Genomic DNA, 25318 nt, shown 5'->3' with positions numbered 1-25318 from the left:
TATAGCCCGCCTGAATTGTCTCTGTCGCTCCGTTTAGGGAGTGGACGGGGGCTGGCCTGCGTCTGGGATTTAGATCCCCCTTCTGACAGCACCCGCCGCCGAGCAATCCAACAGGAGCACGTCAATGCCCGTTATCTCAACCAACACCGCAGCGAACTCTGCAGTCCGCTACCTGAATACGAACTCCGCGCAGATGTCGAGTTCGCTGGCCAAGTTGTCGAGCGGCTCGAAGATTACTTCCGCCTCCGACGATGCCGCCGGCCTCGCGATCTCGACCCGCATCTCGTCCGACGTCACCACGCTGCAGCAGGCCGCGACCAACGCCTCGCAGGCCACCTCGATCCTTCAGGTTGCCGACGGCGGCGCCTCCAACATCAGCGACATCCTGTCGCGCATGAAGTCGCTGGCTTCGGAATCGTCGTCCGCCACCGTGACCGACAGCAGCCGCGCCTATCTGAATTCGGAATTCACCGCGCTGTCGAGCCAGATCGACAGCATCGCGACCGGCACCCGCTATAGCGGCCAGAGCCTGCTCGACGGCAGCAGCACCTTCGCCTCGGGCGCGTCGGTTCTCGTCGGTTCGAACGCCGCCGACACCATCACCGTCACGCTGACCAGCCTGAAGTCCAGCACGCTCGGCGTCGCCTCGCTCGATATATCCTCGCAAAGCGGCGCGACCTCGGCGCTGACCACGCTGGACACCGCGATCGACAAGGTCTCGGCCGCGCGCGCCAGCATCGGCGCCCAGGAATCGCGTTTCAACTTCAGCGCGACATCGATCTCGACCCAGACGCAGAACCTGCAATCGGCCAATTCGGCGATCACCGACGTCGACATCGCCTCCGAGCAGGCCAAGCTGTCGACCGCCCAGGTCAAGGTCCAGGCGGCCGTGTCGGCGGAATCCGCCGCCAACCAGATGCCGCAGTATCTGCTCAAGCTGCTTGGCTAACGACGGCCCCGTGAGCCGGCCGACAGGCCGGCTCACCCTTTTCGAAAGCGAGTGCCTTGTCATGGCGACGGTGAGCAGTTCGAGTTCAGGTTCCACGATCGCGGCCGCGGCCACGACCACGACGACGTCGGGCACCAAGACAACGACAAGCGTCGACTGGGATGCGCTGATCACCGCGCAGGTCGCCACCAAGACCGCGGCGGCCACGACCATCGATACCAAGATCACGGCCAACAAGGCCAAGATCTCCGCCTATCAGAGTCTGCAGACGCTGCTCGCGACGCTGACCACCGACACCACGGCGATGTCGAAATCGATCGTCAACTCGCTGTCCTCGAGCCTCTACGGCTCGCGCTCGGCGACCATTACCGCGACCGGCGACGTCAGCGCCTCCTCTGCCGTGTCGATGTCGATCAGCAACGGCACCGCCACCGGCGATCACACCCTGACGATCAGCCAGCTCGCCACGGCCCAGAAGGTGATCGGCACCTCGGTCTCCGACAAGACCGCGGACCTCGGCTATACCGGCTCGTTCTCCATCGGCCTCGCCGGCGGGACCAGCGCCGACATCTCCGTCACCAGCGGCATGTCGATGGAAGACGTCGTCGACTCCATCAATGCGCAATCCTCGACGACCAACGTGCAGGCCTCGATCATCCAGGTCTCCAGCTCCAGCTACGAGATGGTGCTGACCGCCCTCAACGACAATGCGAATATCCAGACCAGCACGATTTCCGGCAACGACGTTCTCAACGGCCTCGGCATCACCGACAGCACCGGCGCTTTTGCCGACGTGCTGCAGAAAGCGCAGCCGGCGCAGTTCACGCTGGATGGCATTTCGCTGACCCGCGACACCAACGATATCACCGACGTGTTGAGCGGGGTGTCGTTCAGCCTTCTGCAGACAACGCCAACCGGCTCCACCGTGAATATCGCGATCGACACCGACACCAGCGCGATCGAGACGGCACTCACGACCTTCGTCAAGAGCTACAATGCCGTTCGCGACTTTGTCGCCACGCAGCAGTCGCTGTCCTCCGACGGCACGGTTGACTCGACCTCTGTGCTGTTCGGCGATGGCACCATGCGCAATATCATGACCCAGCTCGAACAGTCGATGAATACCAGCGTCGGTGGCCTGTCGATGAGCGATCTCGGCCTGTCCTTCGACGAGAACAACGATCTCGTCCTGAGTGCCAGCAAGCTGCAGACGACCCTCGCCGACAATCTCAGCGGCGTGATTGCGCTGCTCGCGTCGAAAACCACCACGTCGTCGAGCACCCTCGCGGTGATCAACACCAATGCATCGCCGCCGGCGTCGTTCGTCCTTGACCTCGCGGTCGACAGCTCGGGAGCGCTGACGTCGGCATCCGTCGGCGGCGACAGTTCACTATTCACCGTCAGCGGCAGCACCATCATCGGAGCGGCCAATACGATCTATGCCGGCATGGCGTTCACCTATTCAGGATCGACAGCGCAATCCATTACCGTGACCTCGACAACCGGAATCGCTGCGCAGATCAATGCACAGGCCACCGCGGCCTCGAACACCAGCACGGGATCGCTGCAGAACGTCGTGACCAATCTGCAGTCGCAGGATGACAGCATGCAGTCGCAGATCGACGACATCAACGCGCGGGCTGCGGTCTACAAGGCGATGCTGACCGCGCAATACTCAAAATACCAGTCCGCCATCTCGACGGCAAATTCGACGCTGGACTACCTTTCCGCCCTCCTCAATTCGAGTAGCAACTAATGATGCAACATCAGCCGAATTTCCATGCCGCGCAGGCCTATCGCAGCGCCTCGACGGCAGTCTCGCCGCTGCGCGCGGTGATCATGATGATCGATGGCGCCATCGGCTTCCTCAACAAGTCGATCAAGGCCGGAGAGGACGGGCAGTTCGAGGACAGCCACAATCACATGATCCGCGCCACCGCGATCCTGCGCGGTCTGAGCCATAACCTGAACTTTGAAAAGGGCGGCGAGGTGGCTGAGGGCCTGCACACGACCTATCATGCGCTGATCATGGCCTGCCTGCGGTCGTATGGCCGGCCGAACTCGGCGCACGCCTATCGGCGCATCATCGCCAGCCTGAAGGAAATGCGCGATGCCTGGATTTTCGTGGCTCTGCAGCCCGCCAAGGCGAGCTGACGACCGCACCGGCCCGTCCGGGACGCCGATACCGGCCGCATTTCCCGCAGTTACCCGGCTTTTCACGGTTGAAAATACCCCGCCGGTGTTGCCTATCCCCGAGCCGTGCCCTAGGACCGTAGCGGCCCCGCCATGACGCGGGCTGCCCTGGATCCGCATTTCATTCCGGGCACGAGGCTTTCGGATAACGTTCCCATGATGGATGACGCAGAGTTTGAGGATCTGCTCGGCCGCCTCGGCGACGACCTGGCCCAATGGCCGGCGCCGCAGCAGGACGCCGCAGCCATTCTGCTTCGCTCATCGGAGAAAGCGCGCACCGCTTTGGCGGAAGCCCGGCGGCTGCGCGCGGCGCTGCAATCCGCCCCGGTCCGTGCCCCGGCCGGACTGCTCGACCGTATCGTGCAGAAAGCCCGGCAGTCCGACACCGACGGCAGCAAGGATGCCGCGTCCGAGACCGACGATGCGCCGCCCACCGCTCCCAAAGGTTCGGCGCTCGTCCTCGCCCTGTGCCTGCTTGGCGGCGTTTTCACCGGCGATCTGCCGGGCCCCGAAGCCGGCGCGCGCCATGTCGTTCCGGCAACGCAGGCGTAATTGGCCGGGATCGCCGCACGCCACGGTCTGATGATCTGAACCCAATCGAGACGGCAACGGTCATCCAGCTCTCCCTCCAGCGAAGCTTCGCTTCGCGCGGGAGGAGAGGGCGCGCACGGCCCTTTTCGACCGCGTGAGCAACGCACGGCGAGGCCGGCGAACCCGCCGCTAGCCGACGCCCCGCAGCGGCAATTTTTGCCTGGCGGAGCCTCCTGCCTCATATCGAAAACATCGCGATTAGCCCTGCAGCACAGCGATAACTGCAATTTTCCATGGCGCCGCGCGGCGCGCATTTCAGGCGACAAAAATTTGCGCCTGAATCGCCTGGAGCCTCCGTTTCACTAAAGAGCGGAATTCAAGACCCCCAATTCACCGCAGCACTTTCGAAGCGCAACGCGTTTCGGAAACCGCCGGAGCGCGCCATGAGCATCACCACCACCGCAGCCACCGCGACATCGACGGCAACCACGACAACAACCGCGGCCGCCGCGAGTTCGACGTTGAGTTCAGGCGATTTCCTCAACCTGCTGGTCTCCGAGCTGCAGAACCAGAACCCGCTGGATCCCACCAGCACCACCGATTTCACCACCCAGCTGACGTCCTACGCCAGCTTCGATCAGCAGAAGACGCTCAACAGCAATCTCAGCTCGCTGCTGACCTCGTTCAACAGCCTGCTGACGCTGAACTCGTCGAACTACATCGGCCAGACGGTGACCGCGAAAGCCGCGACGGCAACGCTCGAGAACAGCTCGATCGCCTACGGCTACTCGCTGGATTCCGCCGCCTCCGCCGTCACCCTCACGGTCAACGATTCCTCCGGCAACGCGGTGTGGACCGGCAGCGGCACCACCACCGCCGGCAGCAACAGCTTCACGTGGGACGGCACCAAGACCGACGGAATGCAACTCGCGGATGGCGGCCAGTACACGCTGACGGTGAGCGCCACCGATTCCAGCGGCGCCGCGGTCTCTGGCTACACCACAGTCACCGGCAAGGTAACCGGCGTCGATAGTTCGAGCGGCACCGCGATGCTGCTGGTCGGAAAAACCTCCCTCGCCACCAGCAGCGTCATCGGCGTCACATCCTGAACCGATTTGGAGTAAAGTCATGAGTCTCTCAGGGGCACTATCTTCAGCGATCTCCGCATTGAGTGCGCAGAGTTCGGCGATCGCCATGATCTCCGACAACATCGCCAACTCCTCCACCGTCGGTTACAAGACAACATCAGCGTCGTTCGAGTCGCTGGTCTCCAGTTCGTCGGGCAGCAAGAGCTACGCGTCCGGCGGCGTCAACACGCTGTCGTCGTCGAACATCTCGACGCAAGGCCTGCTGACCACCACCACCTCTGCCACCGACATGGGCATCCAGGGCAACGGCTTCTTCGCGGTCACCACCTCGCTGACCGGCGGCTCCACGGAATATACGCGGAACGGCGCGTTCTCGGTCGACAGCAGCGGCTATCTGACCAACGCCAGCGGCGCCTATCTGATGGGCTGGCGCACCGACGCCGACGGCAAGGTCGTCGGCAATGCCAGCAGCGACAACCTTGTGCCGATCGATACCAGCATCGCAGCGACCAGCGGCAGCGCCACCGCCGCAACCGCCGTGAAAGGCAACCTGCCGGCGGATGCGGCCACCAACGCGACCTTCACCAATTCGATTTCCGTGTACGACTCGCTCGGCACCGCGCAGTCGATCCAGGCAACCTGGACCAAGACCGGCACCAACACCTGGAGCGGCAGCTTCGCCAACCCGACCTCGTCGTCGGACTCCACCACCGGCACCGGAACAACCAGCGGAACGGTCACCGTCACCTTCAACACCGACGGCTCGTTGGCGAGCACGACGCCCAGTCCGCCTGTGGTGAACGTGACCGGCTGGACCGACGGCGCGGCGGACAGCACGATCACGCTGAATCTCGGCACTGTCGGCGGCACCAACGGGCTGACCCAGTACACTTCCGGCGAAACCACCCCCACGGCAAGTCTGACCAGCGAATCCGACGGCCTCGCCTACGGCAAGCTGAGCAGCGTCGCGGTCGGCGACAACGGCAACGTCAATGCCACCTACTCCAACGGCAAGACCATCACGATCTACAAGGTGCCGGTAGCCACCTTTACGGCGCAGGATCAGCTGACCGCCGACAGCAACGGGCTGTACAAGGCGAATGCGGCGTCTGGCAATGCCACGCTGCAGGCCTCCGGCACCGGCGCTGCCGGCAAGATCTATGGCAGCGAGCTGGAATCCAGCACAACCGATACCAACACCGAATTCAGCAGCATGATCTCGGCGCAGCAGGCCTATTCGGCGGCATCTCAGGTGATCACGGCGGTGAACAAGATGTTCGACACGCTGATCTCGAGCATGAGGTAACCATGAGCGACGGCGGAAACGACGACGTGCTGTTCGGCCGGCTGCGCCGCCTGGTCGCGACCGCCAGGACCGTCCAGAAGCGCGACCGGCGCAACCTGCTGGCGCTGGAGAACGACATCCGTGCGGTGCGCGCCGAACTGGCTCAACGTTGCGCCTTACTGGCGCAGCAGATGAAAGATGCGGGCGCCCGCACCGTGGCGATCAACGCCTATGCCCGCACCGGATCCCTCGCGCGCGGCCTGCCGCTTGCGCCTCACAAACAACCAACGGAGTGACTACCATGATCAACAACAACTCTCCGCGCCACGCGGTCGCCACCACCGACGGCAGGCGCATCGAGGACCTGATCGAGCTGATCGACGCCCTGATCGATGTGGTGACCGAGGAGAACATCGCGCTGGCCATGGGCCTGCCCGCCTCGCAATCGCAGCACACGGCGCGCAAGCTCGAACTGGCCGACCTGTTCGAAATGTGGGTCAAGGAGGTGTCCATGAAGAACCTGCTGCACACGCCGAACCGGCCGCTGCAGCAGAAGGTGCTGGGACGCATCGACCGGTTGCGCGTCTCGACGGATGAGAACATGACCCGCCTGCGCGCCGCCATCGAGGCCAGCCAGCGCCGCATCGACGCGGTGATGAACGCGATCCGCGCGCAGATTTCCGACAACTCGCCATACGGCGCCAGCGGCCGGATCAACGGCAGCGCCGCCTCCTATGCGCGCGGGTTGAGCGCCTAACCCCCAACTGCATCGAGGCCACCGTGTCACTCGACGTCGCGCGCAGTATTGCCGTCAGCAGCCTGATGGCGACGCAGGTCCAGATCAGCGTCGCGTCCGCCAATATCGCCAATGCGGACACCACGGGTTACACCGTCAAGTCCGCCACCCAGGCGGCACTGGTGAGCGGCGGCGTCGGAACCGGCACCACCATCACCGCGATCACCAGCAATGTCGACAAGCTGCTGATGAAATCGCTGGTATCCGCGACCTCCGAGCTGGGCAGCGCCAGCACCAACAGCGACTACCTCGACCGGCTGCAGGCACTGTACGGCAGCACCAACACCGGGAAGGACAGCACCGGGACCTCACTCGCCAATACGCTGGCGGCGCTGGAGACGGCGATCTCTTCGCTGTCCGCCACCACCAGCAGTGCGGCGCTGCAGGCCAACACGGTCAGCGCGCTCGACGATGTGGCATCGCAACTGCGCGACACGTCGAGCGGCATCCAGACCCTGCGCAGCAATGCGGACACCGAAATTTCGACGGATGTCAGCGACGTCAACACCCAGCTGAAGGCCATCGCCAGCCTCAACATCCAGATCAAGCAGGCTGCAGCGACCGGACAGTCTACCGGCGACCTGGAGGACCAGCGCAACACCGCGCTGCAGAACGTCGCCTCCAAGATGAACGTGAACTACTACATTTCGTCTTCGGGCGACATGCAGGTGTTCACCAGTTCCGGTCAGGCGCTGGTCGACAGCACCGCGCACACGCTGAGCTTCACGGCGGCATCCTCGGTGACCGCGGCCTCGACCTACACGGCAGGCGCAACCTCGGGGCTGAGCGGCATCAGCGTCAACGGCGTCGACGTCACCTCGTCGATCACCTCGGGCGACATCGGCGCACTGATCACCCTGCGCGACTCCACCCTGCCGGCGGCACAGGCGCAGCTGGACCAGCTGGCCAACACGCTGACCGCAGGGCTGAACGCAGTGTCCAATTCCGGCACCTCGGTGCCGCCGCCGGCGACGCTGACCGGCACCACGGCGGTCACCTCCAGCACCGCGCTGTCCGCCACCGGCACGGTGCGGATCGCGGCCGCCGACTCGACCGGCAAACTTGTCTCCTATGGCGACATCGCCCTGTCGACCATCTCGACGGTCGGCGACCTCGTCACAGCCATCAACGGCATCTCCGGACTGAGCGCATCGATCGATTCGAGCGGCCATCTGGTCGTGGCCACGACCAGCAGCAGCAACGGCGTCTCGATCAACGAGATGACCAGCGCGGTCGGAAGCCCAGCCGTGGGGCTGTCGGACTATCTCGGCCTCAACGATCTGGTCACCGGGACCGGCGCATCGAATATCGCGGTGCGCAGCGACATCCTGAACAATTCAGGGCTGCTGCAGGTCGCCACATTGGACTCCTCGGCGACGTTGACCGCTGGAAAGCAGGTGCTCAGCGCCGGCTCGACCACCGTCGTCAACGCGCTGTACGCGGCGCTCACTGACAAGACCAGCTTCAGCGCCACCGGCGGTCTCGGCGCCAGCACCGGATCCTTCGCCGATTACGCCGCCAACATCGTTTCCAACGTCGCCAGCAAGGCCGCGGCGGCCACCACCACCGAGACCGCCAAGCAAACCACCCTGTCGACGTTCAGCAGCGCGATGTCGTCGCAATCCGGAGTCAATCTCGACGAGGAGACAGCGGCCATCAGCACGCTGCAGAACCAGTATTCCGCCGCATCGCAACTGATCCAGTCGATCAACGCGATGTTTACGGCGCTGATGACCGCCATCCAGAGCACCTAGGAACCTTCACCATGGCCATGCGCGTCGCCACCTTCGCCATCAGCCAGCAGATGATCGCTGCCGCCCTGAAGACCCAGAGCACCATGGCCGATCAGCAGATGCAGGAAGCCTCCGGTGTCGTGTCGTCCGACTTCGGCGGGCTGGGCGCCAAGACCCAGCAGGTGCTCAACCTGCAGGTCTCGGTCACACGTTCGCAATCCTATATCGATGCCGCCACCCAGACTGACAGCAAGGTCCAGGTGATGTATTCGGCGGTCAACTCGATTGCCGACCTGACGACCCAGTTCCGCACCCTGCTTACCGCCGCGACCAATGCGGCCAGCACCGATGCCGCCAGCGTGACCCAGTCGGCGCAGGACATGCTTTCGGCGATGACTTCGCTGCTCAACACCCAATATAGCGGCAGCTATCTGTTCGGCGGCTCGCGCACCGAACAAGCACCGGTCGACATCGCCAGCACCACCTATCCGGCGGCCACTTCGCCATCGACGACAGACACCAGCTACTATCAGGGCGACAGCGCGGTCGCGGCAGTGCGGGTCTCCGACAGCCAGGTCGTGTCCTACGGGGTGACGGCCGACAACACCGCTTTCGAACAGATCATGCGGGCGATGAACCTGGTGGCGAACAATTCGCCGCTGAACACGGCGACGCTGAACGAGGCGCTGAACCTGTCCACCAGTTCGATCAGCGCGTTGGGGGTGGTGCAAACTAAAATATCGAACGCCGCGTCGTCGATCGAGAAGGCCAGCGATGCGCAGACAGAGTTCCAGTCCTACGCCAAGACCCTGGGCAGCAGCCTCACAGACGTCGACGTCGCGGCGGTGACAGCATCCCTATCGACCTACCAGGCGCAATTGACGGCGTCCTATGGGGCGATTTCCAAGGTGCAGAGCCTGAACCTGGCGAGCTACCTGCATTAAGCCACACCGCCTCAAGGGTGGATCGCCATCTTCGGTATCACAGCGCAAAGCGTCGATGGTTTTGCTTTCTTAATTGCGGCTTGATCGGCAACGCATGCGGCGTAACGAGCCCGGCGCTTATACACCGAATGACATCAGGCTGGGTGCGCAGCGACTTGCAGTCGCTGGTCACCTCTACGGCAGATCGTAGAAGATCGTGGAAGAATTCATCGAGATCGGCGGGGGCGGTGTGACTAGGCTGACAGACGAATGTCTTCAAGCCACATTGACCGCTTTGCGTCAGGAGCGGCCGCATGCACGTTCGCCCTATCGTAGAAAAGGTCCAGGCGGCCAGACGGGACAACGCCAAGCGATCGAAGCCCCAACCAAAATGCGAAGAGCGGCACATTAGACCTTGCGACTATCCGCATTGGCTGTTGTGCAATCTTCGGGATCCCCGGCGACCACAATGGGCGATGCATACGCAATGCGACATCTCGTTGGCTCAATCCCGTAACCGCGCAGCCGCTGCAAACTATTCCGACCTCGCATAGAATCGAACCGACAATGCGCTGGTCCCTCCGGGTCAACGCTGCTTATTCTTCACCGGACATGGCGCGACGGCCGTCGGCAGCGACTTTGCTGTCTGATCCAGCGCGCTGCCTGCTCCGCCGCCACCCCACCAAAGAGAACGAGAACCCATGCAGAATTCCGATCAGATCTGGCAGCTTGTCGACAACCACCGGCCAGAATTCGAGGCGCTTGCGGACCGCATCTGGGGTATGCCGGAGATCGCCTACACCGAATATCGTTCGGTGTCCGAGCACGCCGAGATGCTGAAAGGTCTCGGTTTTCGGGTAAAGGAAAATCTCGCGGGCATCCCCACCGCCGTCTTGGGCGAGTGGGGCGAAGGCGGACCGGTCATCGCCATCCTCGGCGAATACGACGCCCTGCCCGGCCTCAGCCAGGTCGCCGGCATTGCCGAGCACAAGGAGGTGGTGCCCGGCGGTCACGGCCATGGCTGCGGTCACAATCTCCTTGGCTCTGCGGCGATGCTTGCGGCCACCGCGATCAAGGACTGGCTCGCCGCCACGGGCACCAAAGGCCGCGTGCGCTATTACGGCTGTCCCGCAGAAGAAGGCGGCGCGGCAAAATCATTCATGGTGCGGGCCGGCGAATTCGACGGCGTCGATATCGCGATCACGTGGCACCCGGCCTCCATTTCACGGGTCGATGAAGCGTTGTCGCTGGCCAACACCCGCATGGACTTCCAGTTCACTGGCCGCGCCAGCCACGCCGCGGCAGCACCTCATCTCGGCCGCTCCGCCCTCGACGCGGTCGAACTGATGAATGTCGGCACCAATTACATGCGTGAGCACATGCCCGCGGATGCCCGCATCCATTATGCGATGCTGGATTCCGGCGGCATCGCGCCCAACGTGGTGCAGGCCTCCGCCAAGGTGCGCTACGCCGTGCGCTCGCGCGATCTGCCCGGCATGTTCGCGCTCAACGAACGGGTGATCAAGGTCGCCGAAGGCGCCGCGCTGATGACCGGGACCACAATGAAGATGACCGTCATCAGCGCGGTCTCCAACAAGCTCGGCAACACGCCGCTCGAACTGGCCATGCACGACGCGATGGAACGACTCGGGCCGGTGCCGTTCGACGCTGCCGACAGAGCGTTTGCCGCCGAGATCCAGAAGACGCTGTCCGACGAGGACATCGAGAGCGACTACCTGCGCGTCGGCGTGCCTGTCCGCAAGGATACGCCGCTGTGCGATTTCGTCGTGCCGTTCGACTCCCGCGGCGAGCCGATGATCGGCTCAACCGACGTCGCCGATGTGAGCTGGGTGGTACCCACGGTGGAAGCCCGCGTCGCCACCCACGCGATCGGCACACCCGGCCATTCCTGGCAGATCGTCGCGCAGGGCAAGTCGCCGGCGGCGCATAAAGGCATGGTTCATGCAGCGAAGATCATGGCGGCGACCGGTATCGAAGCGCTGACCGACCCGACGCTGATCGACCGCGCCCAGGCCGATATCCGCGAACGGACGTCCAAGGTGCCTTACGTCTGCCCGATCCCGCCGGAGGTCAACCCGCCGCTGCAGCCGCGGCCCGCCGGCCTCTGACCATCGCCTTTCAGGGCAGCGGACACTCCGTTCGCTGCCCACGAACCCATATCCATATAGAGGATCGCGACCATGTCTGACCATCGTCCCTCCGTCCTGTTCGCAGCGCGTCCATGGCATCGCCCGCTGGCCAGCCTCGGGCTGTTCACCTGTCTGATGCTCGGCTCGACCGCCATGCACGCCGCGACGCCGAAGACCGCGCTGGTGATGGCCTGGAACATCGACGCGATCTCGACCTTCGATCCGGCCCAGGTCGGCGAAGTGGTCACCAACGAAATCCTGCAGAACACCTGCGACAGCCTGGTCGATTTCGACCCGGCCGACGAGCGCAAGATCATCCCGCTGTTTGCCGAGAGCTGGACGGTGTCGCCTGACCGCCAGACCATCACTTTCAAGATCCGCAAGGGCGCCAAATTCCCTCGGGCAATGTCGCCACCGCCCAGGATGTTGCGCAGAGCATGCAGCGCGTGGTCAAGCTCGGCTCCGGCAACGCCACCACCCTGACCGAATACGGCTTCACCAAGGACAATGTCGACCAGCGCATCACCGCGCCGGACGATGCCACCGTGGTGCTGAACTTCGACAAGACCTATCCGAGCACTTTGGTGCTGCAGGCGATCGCCGCCAACCGCGTCTCCGCGGTCATGGACATGAAGGTGCTGCTGGCCAACCAGCTCAATGGCGACATGGGCAACAAGTACCTCGCCACCCACACCGAATGCATCGGGCCGTACCGCCTGGCGCAGTGGAATGCCAGCGAGTCCGTGCTGCTGCAGGCCAACGACAACTACTGGGGCGTCAAGCCGGCCATCAAGCGTGTGCTGATCAAGCATGTGGCCGAGGCCGGCACGCAACGGCTGATGCTCAGCCAAGGCGACGTCGACGTCGCGCGCGACCTGACGCCGGAGGATCTCAAGGACTTCGAGACCTCGAAAGACGTGGTCATCGCGAAAGTGCTGAAGCCGCAGGTGTTCTTCTGGACCTTCAACACCTCCGAGGGCCCGTTCGGCAACGAGAAGGTGCGGCTGGCGATGCGCTACCTGATCGATTACGACGGCCTCGCCAAGACGGTGATGACCAATCTCGGCGTGCCGCGCGCCAGTTTCGCCCAGATCGGCGCGGTCGGCGCCCTCGACGAAAAGGACGGCCAGCCGTTCAAGCTCGACCTCGACAAGGCCAAGGCGCTGCTGACCGAGGCGGGCTACGCCGATGGCTTCAGCGCCAAGCTGATCTTCGGTACCCTGCAGCATTCGGCGCCGCTGGCGCAGAGCGTCCAGCAGAATGCCGCGCGGGTCGGCGTCAAGCTGACGCTGGAGCGCATGTCCAACGCCCAGCTGTTCGCCAAGGTGCGCGGCCGCGATTACCAGAGCGCCATGCAGGCGTGGCAGACCAGCGTGCCGGATGCGCACGGCAATGCGTCGCGGCTGGTCTACAATCCTGACAACCGGGCGGAAGCCAAGCTGACCCAGATTCCAGTCTGGCGCACCGGCTTCCAGTCCCAGGAGCTGAACGCGAAGGTCGATGCCGCCCTGCTCGAGGCAGATCCGGCCAAGCGCAATGCGCTCTATGCCGACCTGCAGAAAGAAGTCATGGAGAAGGGGCCGTTCGCCATCATGTTCCAGATGTACAACATCGCGGCGGTGCGTAGCGACGTCAAGAACTGGACCTGGAACGGCTTCCGCACCTACTACGCTCCCGTCTCCAAGTAGCAGCGGCATCATGACCGATGCGGCCAGCATAGCGTCGCGCCAATCCCGGACCTCGGATCGCCAGCGCAAGCTGGCGGCGCTGGCCCGGTCGTTCGGCAATCGCGCGGTCTCGGTGGCGGCGACGCTGCTGGGACTGGCGGCGCTGACCTTCTTCATCGGCCACCTACTGCCGCTCGACCCGGTGATCGCCGTGCTCGGCCCCAACGCCACCCACGATGCCTATGTGGCCATGCACAAGCAGCTCGGCCTCGACCAGCCGCTGTGGAAACAGTTCACCGTCTACCTCGGCCATATCCTGCAGTTCGACTTCGGCAACGCGCTGACCACCGGCCGGCCTGTCGTCACCGACATCGTCCGGGTGTTTCCCGCCACCCTCGAACTGGCCAGCGTCGCCATCGTCATCGGCACCGGCATCGGCATTCCCGCCGGCGTGCTGTCGGCGATGTATCGCGGCTCGCCGCTCGATCACATCGTGCGCTTCGTCGGCCTGCTCGGCTATTCGACGCCGCATTTCTGGCTCGGCCTGATGGGCCTGTCGCTGTTCTACGCCACGCTCGGCTGGATCGGCGGCCCAGGCCGCATCGATACCATGTACGAACTCGACCTCGAGCCGCGCACCGGCTTCTACCTGATCGACGCCGCGCTGACCGGGGACTGGGCGCTGTTCAAGGACGTGTTCGGCCACATCGTGCTGCCGGCCTCGATCCTCGGCTTCACGGCGCTGACCTATATCAGCCGCATGACCCGCAGCTTCATGATCGAGCAGCTCGGGCAGGAATATGTGGTGACCGCTCGGGTCAAGGGACTGTCATGGGCGCGCACGGTCTGGGTCCACGCCTTCCGCAACGTCGCCGTGCAGGTCGTAACCGTCGTGGCGCTGTCCTATGCCTTCCTGCTGGAAGGCGCGGTACTGACGGAGACGGTGTTCGCGTGGCCCGGCTTCGGCCGCTACCTGACCAACGCGCTGCTCGCCGGCGACATGAACGCCGTGGTCGGCTGCACCATCCTGATCGGCGTGATCTTCATCGGCATCAACATCGTCTGTGACCTGCTGTACCGGGTCTTTGACCCCGAACCCGCTGAGGGACCATGGCAGACAATGTCACCCGTACCGTCTCGCTATCGGCCTGGCTCAGGGAACCGATCCCGACATCGTCGTGGCAAGCACGCGCACAGCAGCTTTGGCTGTCATGGCGGTCGCTTCGCTCGAATCCATCGGTCATGTTCGGTGGCACGGTCATCGTCCTCGTGACGCTGCTCGCCATCTTTGCGCCGCTGGTCGCCACGCACGATATCTTTGCGCAGGACCTGTCGATCCGACTGCAGAAGCCGTCGTCCGTGCACTGGCTCGGCACCGACGAACTCGGTCGCGACGTCTACAGCCGGCTGGTCTTTGGCGCACGCATTACGCTTTATATCGCGGGACTCACCGCGGTGATCGCGGCGCCGATCGGCCTGATCGTCGGCACCACGGCCGGCTATATCGGTGGCTGGGTCGATGCGGTGCTGATGCGCATCGTCGATGTGTTCCTGGCGTTTCCGAGCCTCATTCTGGCGCTGGCGTTTGTTGCAGCCCTCGGCCCGGGCATCGAGAACGCCATTATCGCCATTTCGCTCGCGGCCTGGCCGCCGATTGCCCGGCTGGCCCGCGCCGAAACGCTGTCGATCCGCAAGTCGGACTATATCGCCGCGGTGCGGCTGCAGAAGGCATCGAGTTTTCGCATCATCTTCAACCACATCATGCCGATGTGCATTCCCTCGGTCATCGTGCGCGTCACGTTGAACATGGCTGCGATCATCCTGACCGCCGCCGGTCTCGGCTTTCTCGGCCTCGGTGCCCAGCCACCAAGCCCCGAGTGGGGCACCATGCTGTCGGCGGCGCGCGAGTTCATCTTCACCAACGGAACCATCGCCGCCATCCCCGGCACCGCGATCCTGCTGGTGAGCCTCGCCTTCAACCTGATCGGCGACGGGTTGCGTGACATGATGGATCGTCGTCATGGTTGAACCGCTGCTCAGCGTCGACGACCTCAACATCTCCTTTCACGGCGGCCGCAGCGTGACGCATGCGGTGCGCGGCGTGTCGTTCACCATCGGCCGCGAAAAGGTCGGCATCGTCGGCGAATCCGGATCGGGCAAATCGCAGACCGGTCGCGCGCTGTTGCGGCTGGCGCCGAAGGGCGCCCAGATCACCGCGAACGCGCTCAGCTTCGACGGCATCGACCTGCTCGCCGCCAGCGAGCCGGAGATGCGCAAGATCCGCGGCAGGCGCATCTCGATGATCCTGCAGGATCCGAAGTTTTCGCTGAACCCCTTGATGCGTGTCGGCCACCAGATCGTCGAGGCCTATCGCGTGCATACGTCGTCCAACAAGGCCGAGGCGCGCGACAAGGCGATGGCCATGCTGGAGGCGGTCAACATCCGCAATCCCACGCGCGTCTTCGAACTGCTGCCGCACGAGGTCTCGGGCGGCATGGGCCAGCGCATCATGATCGCGATGATGCTGATCCTCGAACCCGACCTGATCATCGCCGACGAGCCGACCTCGGCGCTCGACGTCACCGTGCGGCGTCAAGTGTTGACCATTCTCGACGAACTCGTCACCCGGCGCGGCGCCGGATTGATGTTCATCAGCCACGACCTGAACATGGTCGCAGATTTCTGCGACCGCGTTCTCGTCATGTATGCCGGACGCATCGTCGAAGACATTCCGGCGCGCGACCTGAAGCACGCCGAGCATCCCTATACGCGCGCGCTGCTCGACAGCCTGCCGCGCCTCGACCGGCCTGTGGACATGCTTACGGTGCCGAAGCGCGATCCCGCGTGGCTCACCGGTCCCACGATCCGGAGAGCATCCGCATGATGCCCTCACAGACACCTGCCAGGGATCGCATTCTCGAAGCGGTCGGCCTGCATGTCAGCTTCGGCGCCGGCCTCACATCCACCGTCGCCGTCGACGACGTCTCGTTCGTCCTTGCGCGTGGCGAGGCCTACGGGTTGATCGGCGAATCCGGCTGCGGCAAGTCGACGATCCTGCGCACCATCGCCGGATTGGTCGACAGCTACGACGGCGCGCTGCTGTTCGGCAACAAGGAATTGCCGCGCAAACGCGACAAGGACTTTTCCCGTCGGGTGCAGATGGTGTTCCAGGATCCCTACGGATCTCTGCATCCGCGCAAAATGGTGGAAAGCGTGCTGGCCGAACCACTGGCAATCCATAAGTTCGACAATCCGCGCAAGCGCATCGACGCGGTGCTGGAGGCGGTCGGCCTCGGCCCGTCCTTCCGGTTTCGTTATCCGCACGAACTGTCCGGCGGCCAGCGCCAGCGCGTGGCCATCGCTCGGGCGCTGGTGATCGAGCCGGAAGTGCTGCTGCTGGACGAGCCGACCTCGGCGCTCGACGTCTCCGTGCAGGCCGAGATTCTCAACCTGCTGAAGACGCTGCGCCGGGAAACCGGCGTCACCTATTTCATGGTCAGCCACGACATCGCGGTGATTACCCATCTGTGCGACCGCATCGCTGTGATGGCCGAGGGGCGCATCATTGAGGAGATGACTGCGGCCGACGTGCGCGCCGGCCGGGCCCGCGAGCCCTACACAAGAACATTCCTCGAAGCGAGTTCCGGCTATGTCACCGCGTCCTGACGAGGGCTCCTCCGCGGTCACCCATTTCCCCGTCGACGAGTCCCGCGAGAGCTGGCCGTCGCCGGGCTGGACGATGATCGACGATCTCGCCGCCGCCGGCTGGTCGCTCGAGCGGTTGAGTGATGCGTTTCAGTATGCCGGCACCATTGCCACCGACGCGGTGATGATCGTGCAAAACGGCCGCGAAGTGGCGAGCTGGGGCGACATCACACGGCGCTACAACTGCCACTCGATGCGCAAGAGCTTCCTGTCGGCGCTGATGGGACCTTACGTCGAGGACGGCACCATCGACCTGTCGCTGACGCTGGCGGCGCTCGATATCGACGACGTCGAGGGACTGACCGCCGTTGAGAAGCAAGCAACGGTCTACGATCTGCTGACCGCCCGCTCCGGCATCTATCATCCCGCCGGCTACGAGACGCCGTGGATGCGTTCGATCAAACCGCTGCGTCACTCGCAGGCGCCGGGCACCGAGTGGTGCTACAGCAACTGGGACTTCAACGCGCTCGGCACCATCTTCACGCAGCTTACCGGCCGCGATATCCACGAGGCGTTTCGCGACCGGATCGCGCAACCGCTCGGCATGGAGGACTTCCGCCATGACGACGTGCGCAAGGACGGCTGGCTGGTGCCCGACGCCTGCTCGCGGCACCCGGCCTATCCGTTCGCCATGTCGAGCCGCGACCTCGCCCGCTTCGGCCTGATGTTTCTGCGCGACGGCCGCTGGGGACCGCGGCAGGTGATCCCCGCCGACTGGGTGGCGACCTCGCTGCTGCCCTATTCCGACGCCGGCGCCCGCGGCGCCTATGGCTACATGTGGTGGCTGGCGCGCGCCGGCACCGGCTTTCCCGGCGTGGTGCAGCCGGAAGGCAGCTTTTCGGCGCAGGGCGCGGGCGGCCATGTCCTCGTGATGATTCCACCGCTCGATCTCGTCATCGTGCATCGCGTCGACACCGCCGTGCCCGGCCGCGCGGTCGACCTCTTTCAGTTCGGCAAACTGCTTCGCCTCATTCTCGATGCACGCCGCGCGGTCGTGCCGCGCTGATGCCGCAGACCGCCTTCACGTCCCGGAGATTGCCATGACCAGCGTCCTCGAAACCATAGCGGCATGGAGCCGTTCGGCCGGCGCATTTCCGCCGCGCGCCCGCAAGCGCGCCGTTGAGGCCATCGCCGACACCGTCGGCTGCATGGTCGCCGGTGGCGACGATTTTTCGACGCAAGCCGTGCGCCGCGCTGTTGCGCCGCAGATCTCAACGTCCGGCGAAAGCCCGGTGATCGGCGGCGGCCGCGCACCGGCCGCGACCGCGGCGCTGGTGAACGGCACCGCCGCCCACGCCCTCGATTATGACGACAACTTTCATCCGGCCATCAGCCACGCCTCGGCGGTGATGGTGCCGGCGCTGCTGGCTGCCGCTGCGCCGTTGAACATCAGCGGAGCGGCGCTGGTCGATGCCTACATTGTCGGCCTCGAGGCACAGGCCGCCGTCGGCATCGGCGTCAATCCCTCGCACTACACGCTCGGCTGGCATTCGACGTCGACCTGCGGCGCCATCGGCACTGCGGCAGGCGTATCGCGGCTGCTGGGGCTCGACGCCGCCGCAACCGCGCGCGCCATGAGCATGGCGGTGAGTTCGGCGGCGGGGGTCAAGGGCCAGTTCGGCACGCCGGCAAAACCGTTCCACGCCGGCATGGCCGCGCGCAACGCGGTCGAGGCCGTCGCGTTCGGCAATGCCGGTCTGAGCGGGCGCCTCGACATCCTCGAAGCGCCGCAAGGTTTTCGCGCCCTGTTCGGCGGCCCCGATGCCGTCGGCTGGGACGGCTTGGCGCTGGGCCAGCCATTGGCCATCGAAGGCCACGGCGTCATCCCGAAGCGGCACCCGTGCTGCGGCTCGACGCATTATGTCGTCGACATGGTGCTCGACTTAAGGGCGCAACACGGCTTTACGGCCGATGACGTCGCTTCGCTCGAATGCCTCGTCGGCATCGCCAATGCGCGCAACCTGAGTTACGCCGAACCGCAGGACGAGATGCAGGCGCGCTTTTCGATGCACTATTGCGTGGCCCTGGCGCTGGTGCAGGACCGCATCGGGCTGGCCGATTTCACGCTTGCGAACATTGCCCGGTCCGAAATCCGGAAGCTGCTGCCGCTCACCACCATGACCGCGCGCAGCCGCGAGGAAGAACTGGCCGGCGGGCGGCTGCCGCACGAGACGGTGATCCGGCTGAAGAACGGCACCGAGTTCAAGGCCACACGTCTGCACGCCAAAGGCAGCATCGCAGATCCTTTCGACGACAACGACCGCGCCGCTAAATTCACCGATTGCTGCGTCTGGCTCGGCAGCACGGCGACCGCGGAATTGTACGGCGCGCTCACCCATCTGGACCAGCAGGCCAATCTCGCCTTCCTGGCTCCGGTGTTCGCCTGATCCTACGTCTGATCCTCACGCCGCGCCGGCGAGATGCAGTGACTGGCTTTCCACGCGCTGGTCGGCTTCGTCGATCGCAGCCCAGAACCGCTCCACGGCCGGCCGGCAACGGCCACTGGCGCGGTAGAGCCGGATCTCCGTGGGCAGATGCCATGACGCATCGCCGGCCACTACGAGCTGGCGGGACTTCAATTCCTCGGTGATCAGGCTTTCCGGAATCCAACCGACGCCGCAGCCGGCCAGCGCCATCGCCTTGAGGCCTGCGGACATGGCGTTCTCGTAAACCGTGGTCAGCGGCAGTGGCCGCTCGGCCAGCAGTTTCACCAGCCCGCGCCCGAAAAACGAGCCGGTGCCGTAACTGAGATAGGCGACCGGCGGCCCGGCGGGGCACAGCGCATGGACGGGCTTTCCGTGGGCATCGGGAACCGAGACCGGAATCGCCACCTCGGTGCCTAGACAACGAAACGCAAACCGCTCGGGATCGATATGAGTCGGGACATTGGGGTGCGCATAGGTCAGGAAAAAGTCGCTCTCGCCATTGAGCAGCATCGACACCTTGCCGGCAAACGACGAGCGCTGGTCGCCGAAATGGGTCTTGAACACATGGCCGCGGCTCTCGAGCCGGCGAATCCAGTCCGGGAAGAATGTCAGGGCCAGCGTATTCAACGTGGCAAAGGTCAGCACTTCCGCCGTGACGGCATGCTGATGCTGGGCGTCGCGGCGGGCGCCCTGGATCAGCGCGACCATTTCCACCGCCTTGGGCAGGAAGGTCTTGCCTTCCACGGTCACGCGAACCGGATAGGTGCTGCGATCGAACAAGGGAACGCAGAGCCAGTTTTCCAGCTGCCGGATGCGGCGACTCAGCGCCGACTGCGTCACGTGCCGCTCATGCGCGGAGCGCGAAAAGCTCTGCGTCGCCGCCAGGCTCAGAAAATCTTCGAGCCATTTCAGCTCCATGACACGGACTCCATGACCATCATTTCCGTCAGATCCTGCCGGCCGGATCGCGGCGGGGTTCTTAATCGCGTCTGCAAGAGCCGCGCCATTCGCGAGCAGATAGCTCAACTCTGTCCTGCAGACGGGATACCAAACCACCCCGGCGAGACGTCGCTTCATCCGTGGGCGGGAAACGATGAATCTCATGATTGGACGGCGCAAGTAGCCGGCCGAGTCGGCACTTCGACATCCGCGCATCACTTCGAAGCCTTCTGAAAGTGAGGCAATGGCGGCTCTGCACCGCCAGGAGGGGACGTTTCACACTGCGTCAATAACGGACCATGGACCAATTTATGCCCAACTGGAGGTCGCTATACCTCCAAAGAGCTTGAGCTGCCTTGGGGGCAGCGCTTTTAGTGACAGTGACCTGCCCCTGCCGATTTCCTCCAGTTAAAGTTAGAGTCCGATCACCTCACAGATGACTATTGCGCTCGAGACTCTCAGCCGTGAACGTCGAACCTGTCCAGCATCATGACCTTGTCCCACGCCCGCACGAACTCCTTCACGAAGCGGGCATGCCCGTCGCTGCTGGCATAGACCTCGGCGATGGCCCGCAGCTGGCTGTTGGAGCCGAACACGAGGTCGTTACGCGTGGCCTTGAAGCGCGGCTTGCCGTTGGCGCGGTCATCGAGCGAAAAGGTCATGCCCTTGTCGCCCAGCTTCTTCCATTCGTAGTCCATGCTCGTCAGCACGGTGAAGAAGTCGTTAGTGAGGACACCGACGCGATCGGTGAAGATCCCGTGGGCCGACCCGTCATGGTTCGCCCCCATGGCCCGCAACCCGCCGACCAGCGCCGTCCATTCGGGAGCCGTGAGTGCCAGCAGCTGCGCCTTGTCGAGGAACATCTCCTCCGGTGCGACGCCGGTCGCCATGTCCGCAAATTGATCGTCGACATAGTTGCGAAAGCCGTCGACCACCGGCTTTAGCCAGTCGGACATTTCGATGTCGGTGAGCTCCTGCGTCGTATCGCGGCGACCCGGCGTGAACGGAACCTCGACCTGGATGCCGGCATCCGTGGCGGCCTTTTCGAGCGCGGCGCAGCCGCCGAGCACGATGACGTCCGCGAGCGACACCCGCATCTTGCCGGCCTCCTTGCCGTTGAACGCATCGGCCACACCGCGCAGTGCCGCGACGACGGGGATTGTCCGCCGGTTGACCGCCCAATCCTTCTGCGGCGCAAGTGCCAGTCGTCCGCCATTGGCGCCGCCGCGCTTGTCGCTGTTGCGATAGGTGGCGGCTGCCGAGAACGCTGTAAAGACGAGGTCGGACACGGACGTGCCGGTCGCCAGGATCGACTGCTTGAGCGCGGCGATCTCGCTGTCGCCGATCAAATCATTTTCGCGCGGCGGGATCGGATCCTGCCACAGCAAGCCGTTCTCGAGGCGCTTTTCCGGTCCTAGGTAGCGTTCCCGCGGGCCCATGTCGCGATGGGTCAGCTTGTACCAGGCCTTGGAAAACGCCTGGGTGAAGGCGTCGAAATCGTGCAGGAATTTTTCGCACACATTGCGATAGGCAGGATCGGTGATCAGCGCGATGTCGCTGGTCATCATCATCAGTGGGTTCATCTTACCAGCGATGTGGGCGTCCGGCGTCTTCGGTGCGGCCGCATCGCTCGGCGTCCACTGCAGTGCGCCGGCCGGGCTTTTAGTCTGCACCCAGTTCAACGTGAGCAGGTTCTCCAAATAGGTGTTGTCCCACTGGGTCGGGTTCGGCGTCCAGCTGCCCTCAATGCCGTTGGTCATGGTGTACTGGGCGAAGCCGGTGCCGTCCGGATTCTGCCAGCCGAGGCCCATGGCCTCGATCGGTGCGATCTCGGGCGGCGGGCCGACTTTGTCGGCGCTAACCATGCCGTGGCTCTTGCCAAAGGCGTGGCCGCCGGCGATCAGCGCCACGGTTTCCTCGTCGTTCATGGCCATCCGAGTGAAGGCAATGCGGATGTCGCGGGCCGATCCCATCGGATCGCCATTGCCATAAGGCCCTTCGGGATTGACGTAGATCAGCGCCTGATGCGTCGCAGCCAGCGGGTTCTCGAGGTCGTAGTCGGCATCGCCGTTCTTGCCGCGCCAGCGCTTGTCGCGCGTCACCATGCTGTCGGAGGAGGGCGCGCCCTTCGCGTTCCAGACCTCGGGTCCCCAATAGGTGACGTTGTCGGCCTCCCACGCGTCGCGCCGGCCGCCGGCAAAGCCGTAGGTCGGAAAGCCCATGATCTCCAGCGCGCAATTGCCGGTCAGCACCATGAGGTCGCCCCACGACAACGCATTGCCGTATTTCTGCTTGATCGGCCAGATCAGGCGCCGCGACTTGTCGGTGTTGCCGTTGTCCCACCAGCTGCTGATCGGCGCGAAGCGCTGCAGCGCCTCGCCGGCGCCGCCCCGCCCGTCGGCGATGCGATAGGTGCCGGACGCGTGCCACGCCATGCGGATCATTTGCGGACCGTAATTGCCGTAGTCCGACGGCCACCACGCCACCGACGTGGTCAGGAACTGCTTGATGTCGCGCTTGAGCACGTCGTAGTCGATCGTGTTGAAGGCGCCGGCATAGTCAAAGTCGTCGCCGAGCGGATTGGCCCGCGGCCCGTTCTGATGGAGAAGCTCGACCTTCAAGCGATCGGGGTACCAGTCCGACAATGTCGGAGGCGCCCCCAGCGCGCCGCCGATGCGATCGCCACCGAACGGACACTTGCCTGTCATCTCGTGAGTTATGGTGTCGGTCTTGTCGCTTTTGATGTCGAGCACGACGATGTCCTTCGCTAGGTAAAATACGATTATCACGGCTCTTGGGCATAACTTCGCTAATTCACTTGAAGCATGCGTCTGTGAAATTCGTACGGCTGGTTTCGACTTTTGACAAATTTGGCGCGAATCCGGCGGAAGCATCAGTCAAGCTGGATACATCCGAGAGGTTGTCGTGTGCCCACGCATGGGCGCTTGAGCGAGATATCTTCGTTGCAGCCCCCGTATGGATCATCACCACCTGACCATACTTGATGCCGTGTTCGACGAAGTTCTGCGCTTCGTCGAGTTGCAGCGCAGGTGCGGCCCAATTCATGCAATTGTCAGATATCCAAATGCACATCCGGCATCGCAGCCAGACCTAGGGCAGGATGCCAATGAAATCGGGACAGGCCAACTTTCAACGAGCGTGCCGGCGGAAGAGCTGACATGCTCCCGTTCATGCAGATTGATGGGATCACCCATGTTTATCGGGGGCATGCTTTGGCTGCACAGACCAGGCGGCTGGCTCATCATCTTTGTCTGCCTCGGCCACCGCCGCCGTCGCCTGCACCTTGCCGGGCGCGTGATGGGCAGGCGCGTAGACAGCATAGACCTGCATCGGCGTCGTCCCGATATTGGTGATGTTGTGCCAGCTTCCTGCCGGAACGAGAACGCACCATCCGTCTGAAGCTTTCTCTTCGAAAGTCAGCTTGTCCTTCGCGGCTCCCATCTGCACTCGGCCGTTGCCCGCCTCGATGCGCAAAAATTGGTCAGTCTCCGGATGCGCTTCAAGGCCGATATCGCCGCCGACAGGGATCGACATGAGCGTCACTTGCAGATAGCGCCCGCTCCAGGCGACTGACCGGTAGTTTGTATTGTCCTTCGTCGCACGTTCAATATCGAACGCTTGCGGCTGAGGCCCGACGTCTTTGATGCTGCCAGCAGTGATGGCCATGACTAACTTCCTCAAGGTTGCGGAAATGCAGTATCATGCATTGCCTTGGCAATCGTTTTGCCCATCGCGATTAGAATTTCGCTGCTTCCATCGATAGCGTTTGGACTCGAAAAACATCTACTCGATGCTGCCGAACCTAGAGCGCGATCGCGAACGATACTCTCGAACGCTCTATCGTATATGGATTCTTGCGCTCTATCCTTCACTGGATGAAAGGTAAACAATGTTGGCCTGTGCGGGTTCCGCTACACCGCGCGAAATATAACTAACCAAACTTGATCTGCATCAAAGACAAATCAAGCAGTCCCGAGGCCCTATAAAAAAGTATCAATCGATGTTTTTAAGCTTCCGCGTTTCGACGTCTTCGCAACGATCCAATTTCAGCTAGGGCGCGGACTCATTAGCACGTAGCCAAATGCGGATTGATGCGAGCTTGACGAATGCTAGATAGTTGGCCGCGAGCTTGTCGTATCGGGTCGCAACACGCCGACATTGTTTGATCTTGTTGAAGAATCGTTCAATAAGGTTGCGCGCGCGATACAGAAACGGGCTGAAGCAGATCGGGTCTTTACGATTCCGTTTCGGCGAAATATTGGCCCGCGCGCCCTGCTGGCGAGCAAGCTCCCTGATCCAGTCGGCGTCATAGTCGCGATCCGCGAGCAACATCGTTTGCGGAAGCAAGGCGCTGAGAAGAACCGAACACAGCCGGTTACCGTGCGCCTCGCCGGGCGTGAGAGCGAGATGGACCGGCAGGCCATTGGTGTCTACCACCGCGTGAATCTTGCTGGTCAGGCCACCGCGTGAGCGACCCATATCCTGATGATTGTTGTCCGCGACACAGGCTCCGTGCTGATGCACGCGCACGATGGAGGTATCGATCATCTGCACCGCCGCGTCATGACCGGCGGCCAGCGCGTCCATGATATGGTCCCAGACGCCAGCCCGCTGCCAGCGAACGAAGCGATTGTAACAAGTAGTACGGGGACCGTAGGCTTCCGGCAGGTCGCGCCACGGCGCACCGGAGCGCAGAACCCAAAAGATGCCATCGAGAACGCGGCGGTCATTTACCCGCCGAACGCCGCGCGTCTTGTTGGGTAGCATCGGCTTGATGGCGGTCCATTCATAATCGCTCAGTTCGTAGCGCATGATTCGTGGCTCCCATTTCGAAGCTTGCATCAGTCCTTGGTTGAAACTGCAACTGGCGATCGCCCTCGCGCTCGGTTGGCATGGGATCCCAGCTAGGTTA

24 protein-coding genes are annotated in these 25318 nt (G+C 63.6%); 19 read left to right on the top strand and 5 right to left on the bottom strand.

Features of this window, described 5'->3' with window-relative positions:
- Positions 1-124: 124 nt before the first annotated feature.
- The 19 genes from ONR75_RS04080 (at position 125) to ONR75_RS03990 (ending at position 19407) form a co-directional block, all read left to right on the top strand.
- Positions 125-949 carry a flagellin gene (locus ONR75_RS04080; RefSeq protein WP_265081496.1) on the top strand — a complete coding sequence of 275 codons (825 nt, stop codon included), beginning with the start codon at positions 125-127 and terminating at the stop codon, positions 947-949.
- Positions 950-1010: 61 nt separating this feature from the next.
- On the top strand, positions 1011-2705 hold the full coding sequence (gene fliD, locus ONR75_RS04075; RefSeq protein ID WP_265081495.1) for a flagellar filament capping protein FliD: 1695 nt from the start codon (positions 1011-1013) through the stop codon (positions 2703-2705).
- Positions 2705-3103, top strand: a complete 399-nt coding sequence (locus tag ONR75_RS04070; protein ID WP_320109692.1) for a flagellar export chaperone FliS — start codon at positions 2705-2707, stop codon at positions 3101-3103. Before fliD ends, ONR75_RS04070 begins: the two co-directional genes overlap by 1 nt.
- A 195-nt stretch (positions 3104-3298) precedes the next feature.
- Positions 3299-3694 carry a hypothetical protein gene (locus ONR75_RS04065; protein WP_265081494.1) on the top strand — a complete coding sequence of 132 codons (396 nt, stop codon included), beginning with the start codon at positions 3299-3301 and terminating at the stop codon, positions 3692-3694.
- A 422-nt stretch (positions 3695-4116) separates the two neighbouring features.
- Entirely contained in the window at positions 4117-4782 is a 666-nt protein-coding gene (locus tag ONR75_RS04060) for a flagellar hook assembly protein FlgD (protein ID WP_265081493.1), read from the top strand.
- Positions 4783-4801: 19 nt separating this feature from the next.
- The gene (gene flgE / locus ONR75_RS04055) at positions 4802-6067 is read left to right on the top strand and encodes a flagellar hook protein FlgE (RefSeq protein WP_265081492.1); all 1266 of its coding nucleotides are present in this window, start codon (positions 4802-4804) and stop codon (positions 6065-6067) included.
- Between the two features lie 2 nt (positions 6068-6069).
- Positions 6070-6342, top strand: a complete 273-nt coding sequence (locus tag ONR75_RS04050; RefSeq protein WP_265081491.1) for a hypothetical protein — start codon at positions 6070-6072, stop codon at positions 6340-6342.
- 5 nt (positions 6343-6347) lie between these two features.
- Positions 6348-6803 carry a flagellar protein FlgN gene (locus tag ONR75_RS04045; RefSeq protein ID WP_265081490.1) on the top strand — a complete coding sequence of 152 codons (456 nt, stop codon included), beginning with the start codon at positions 6348-6350 and terminating at the stop codon, positions 6801-6803.
- Positions 6804-6826: 23 nt separating this feature from the next.
- Positions 6827-8596 carry a flagellar hook-associated protein FlgK gene (gene flgK, locus ONR75_RS04040; RefSeq protein ID WP_265081489.1) on the top strand — a complete coding sequence of 590 codons (1770 nt, stop codon included), beginning with the start codon at positions 6827-6829 and terminating at the stop codon, positions 8594-8596.
- 11 nt (positions 8597-8607) lie between these two features.
- Positions 8608-9519 carry a flagellin gene (locus ONR75_RS04035; protein ID WP_265081488.1) on the top strand — a complete coding sequence of 304 codons (912 nt, stop codon included), beginning with the start codon at positions 8608-8610 and terminating at the stop codon, positions 9517-9519.
- Positions 9520-10199: 680 nt separating this feature from the next.
- On the top strand, positions 10200-11627 hold the full coding sequence (locus tag ONR75_RS04030; RefSeq protein ID WP_265081487.1) for a M20 family metallopeptidase: 1428 nt from the start codon (positions 10200-10202) through the stop codon (positions 11625-11627).
- Between the two features lie 72 nt (positions 11628-11699).
- Positions 11700-12131, top strand: a complete 432-nt coding sequence (locus tag ONR75_RS04025) for a hypothetical protein (RefSeq protein ID WP_265081486.1) — start codon at positions 11700-11702, stop codon at positions 12129-12131.
- Complete coding sequence (locus ONR75_RS04020; RefSeq protein WP_265081485.1) at positions 12086-13336, top strand: ABC transporter substrate-binding protein; 1251 nt, start codon at positions 12086-12088, stop codon at positions 13334-13336. Before ONR75_RS04025 ends, ONR75_RS04020 begins: the two co-directional genes overlap by 46 nt.
- Positions 13337-13346: 10 nt before the next feature.
- Positions 13347-14588 (top strand): ABC transporter permease, encoded by a 1242-nt coding sequence (locus ONR75_RS04015; protein ID WP_265081484.1) that lies wholly within the window; start codon positions 13347-13349, stop codon positions 14586-14588.
- Positions 14558-15343: an ABC transporter permease gene (locus tag ONR75_RS04010; protein WP_265081483.1), complete on the top strand. Its 786-nt coding sequence runs from the start codon at positions 14558-14560 to the stop codon at positions 15341-15343. Before ONR75_RS04015 ends, ONR75_RS04010 begins: the two co-directional genes overlap by 31 nt.
- A complete protein-coding gene (locus ONR75_RS04005; RefSeq protein WP_265081482.1) occupies positions 15336-16199 on the top strand; it encodes an ABC transporter ATP-binding protein in 864 nt (287 codons plus the stop codon). The genes ONR75_RS04010 and ONR75_RS04005 overlap by 8 nt, the downstream gene beginning before the upstream one ends.
- On the top strand, positions 16196-16981 hold the full coding sequence (locus tag ONR75_RS04000) for an ABC transporter ATP-binding protein (RefSeq protein WP_265081481.1): 786 nt from the start codon (positions 16196-16198) through the stop codon (positions 16979-16981). The genes ONR75_RS04005 and ONR75_RS04000 overlap by 4 nt, the downstream gene beginning before the upstream one ends.
- Complete coding sequence (locus ONR75_RS03995; RefSeq protein ID WP_265081480.1) at positions 16965-18026, top strand: serine hydrolase domain-containing protein; 1062 nt, start codon at positions 16965-16967, stop codon at positions 18024-18026. The genes ONR75_RS04000 and ONR75_RS03995 overlap by 17 nt, the downstream gene beginning before the upstream one ends.
- Positions 18027-18060: 34 nt before the next feature.
- A complete protein-coding gene (locus ONR75_RS03990; protein WP_265081479.1) occupies positions 18061-19407 on the top strand; it encodes an MmgE/PrpD family protein in 1347 nt (448 codons plus the stop codon).
- 15 nt (positions 19408-19422) lie between these two features.
- Here ONR75_RS03990 and ONR75_RS03985 read toward each other — a convergent pair whose 3' ends face one another.
- The 5 genes from ONR75_RS03985 to ONR75_RS03965 all read right to left on the bottom strand — a co-directional run bounded on the left by ONR75_RS03985 (position 19423) and on the right by ONR75_RS03965 (position 25218).
- A complete protein-coding gene (locus ONR75_RS03985; protein WP_265081478.1) occupies positions 19423-20364 on the bottom strand; it encodes a LysR family transcriptional regulator in 942 nt (313 codons plus the stop codon).
- Positions 20365-20843: 479 nt separating this feature from the next.
- Positions 20844-23093, bottom strand: coding sequence for a catalase/peroxidase HPI (katG, locus tag ONR75_RS03980; RefSeq protein WP_265083529.1), 2250 nt, complete (start codon positions 23091-23093; stop codon positions 20844-20846).
- A gap of 106 nt (positions 23094-23199) precedes the next feature.
- Positions 23200-23451 carry a hypothetical protein gene (locus ONR75_RS03975; RefSeq protein WP_265081477.1) on the bottom strand — a complete coding sequence of 84 codons (252 nt, stop codon included), beginning with the start codon at positions 23449-23451 and terminating at the stop codon, positions 23200-23202.
- Between the two features lie 141 nt (positions 23452-23592).
- Complete coding sequence (locus tag ONR75_RS03970) at positions 23593-24072, bottom strand: cupin domain-containing protein (RefSeq protein WP_265081476.1); 480 nt, start codon at positions 24070-24072, stop codon at positions 23593-23595.
- Positions 24073-24456: 384 nt separating this feature from the next.
- A complete protein-coding gene (locus ONR75_RS03965; RefSeq protein ID WP_265081475.1) occupies positions 24457-25218 on the bottom strand; it encodes an IS5 family transposase in 762 nt (253 codons plus the stop codon).
- Positions 25219-25318: the final 100 nt, after the last annotated feature.

The sequence above is a fragment of the Rhodopseudomonas sp. P2A-2r genome (assembly GCF_026015985.1).
In the GTDB taxonomy this organism is placed as follows: Bacteria; Pseudomonadota; Alphaproteobacteria; order Rhizobiales; family Xanthobacteraceae; genus Tardiphaga.
Note: the sequence above shows the minus strand (reverse complement) of the source record. Positions and strands in the feature narration are given on the sequence as shown.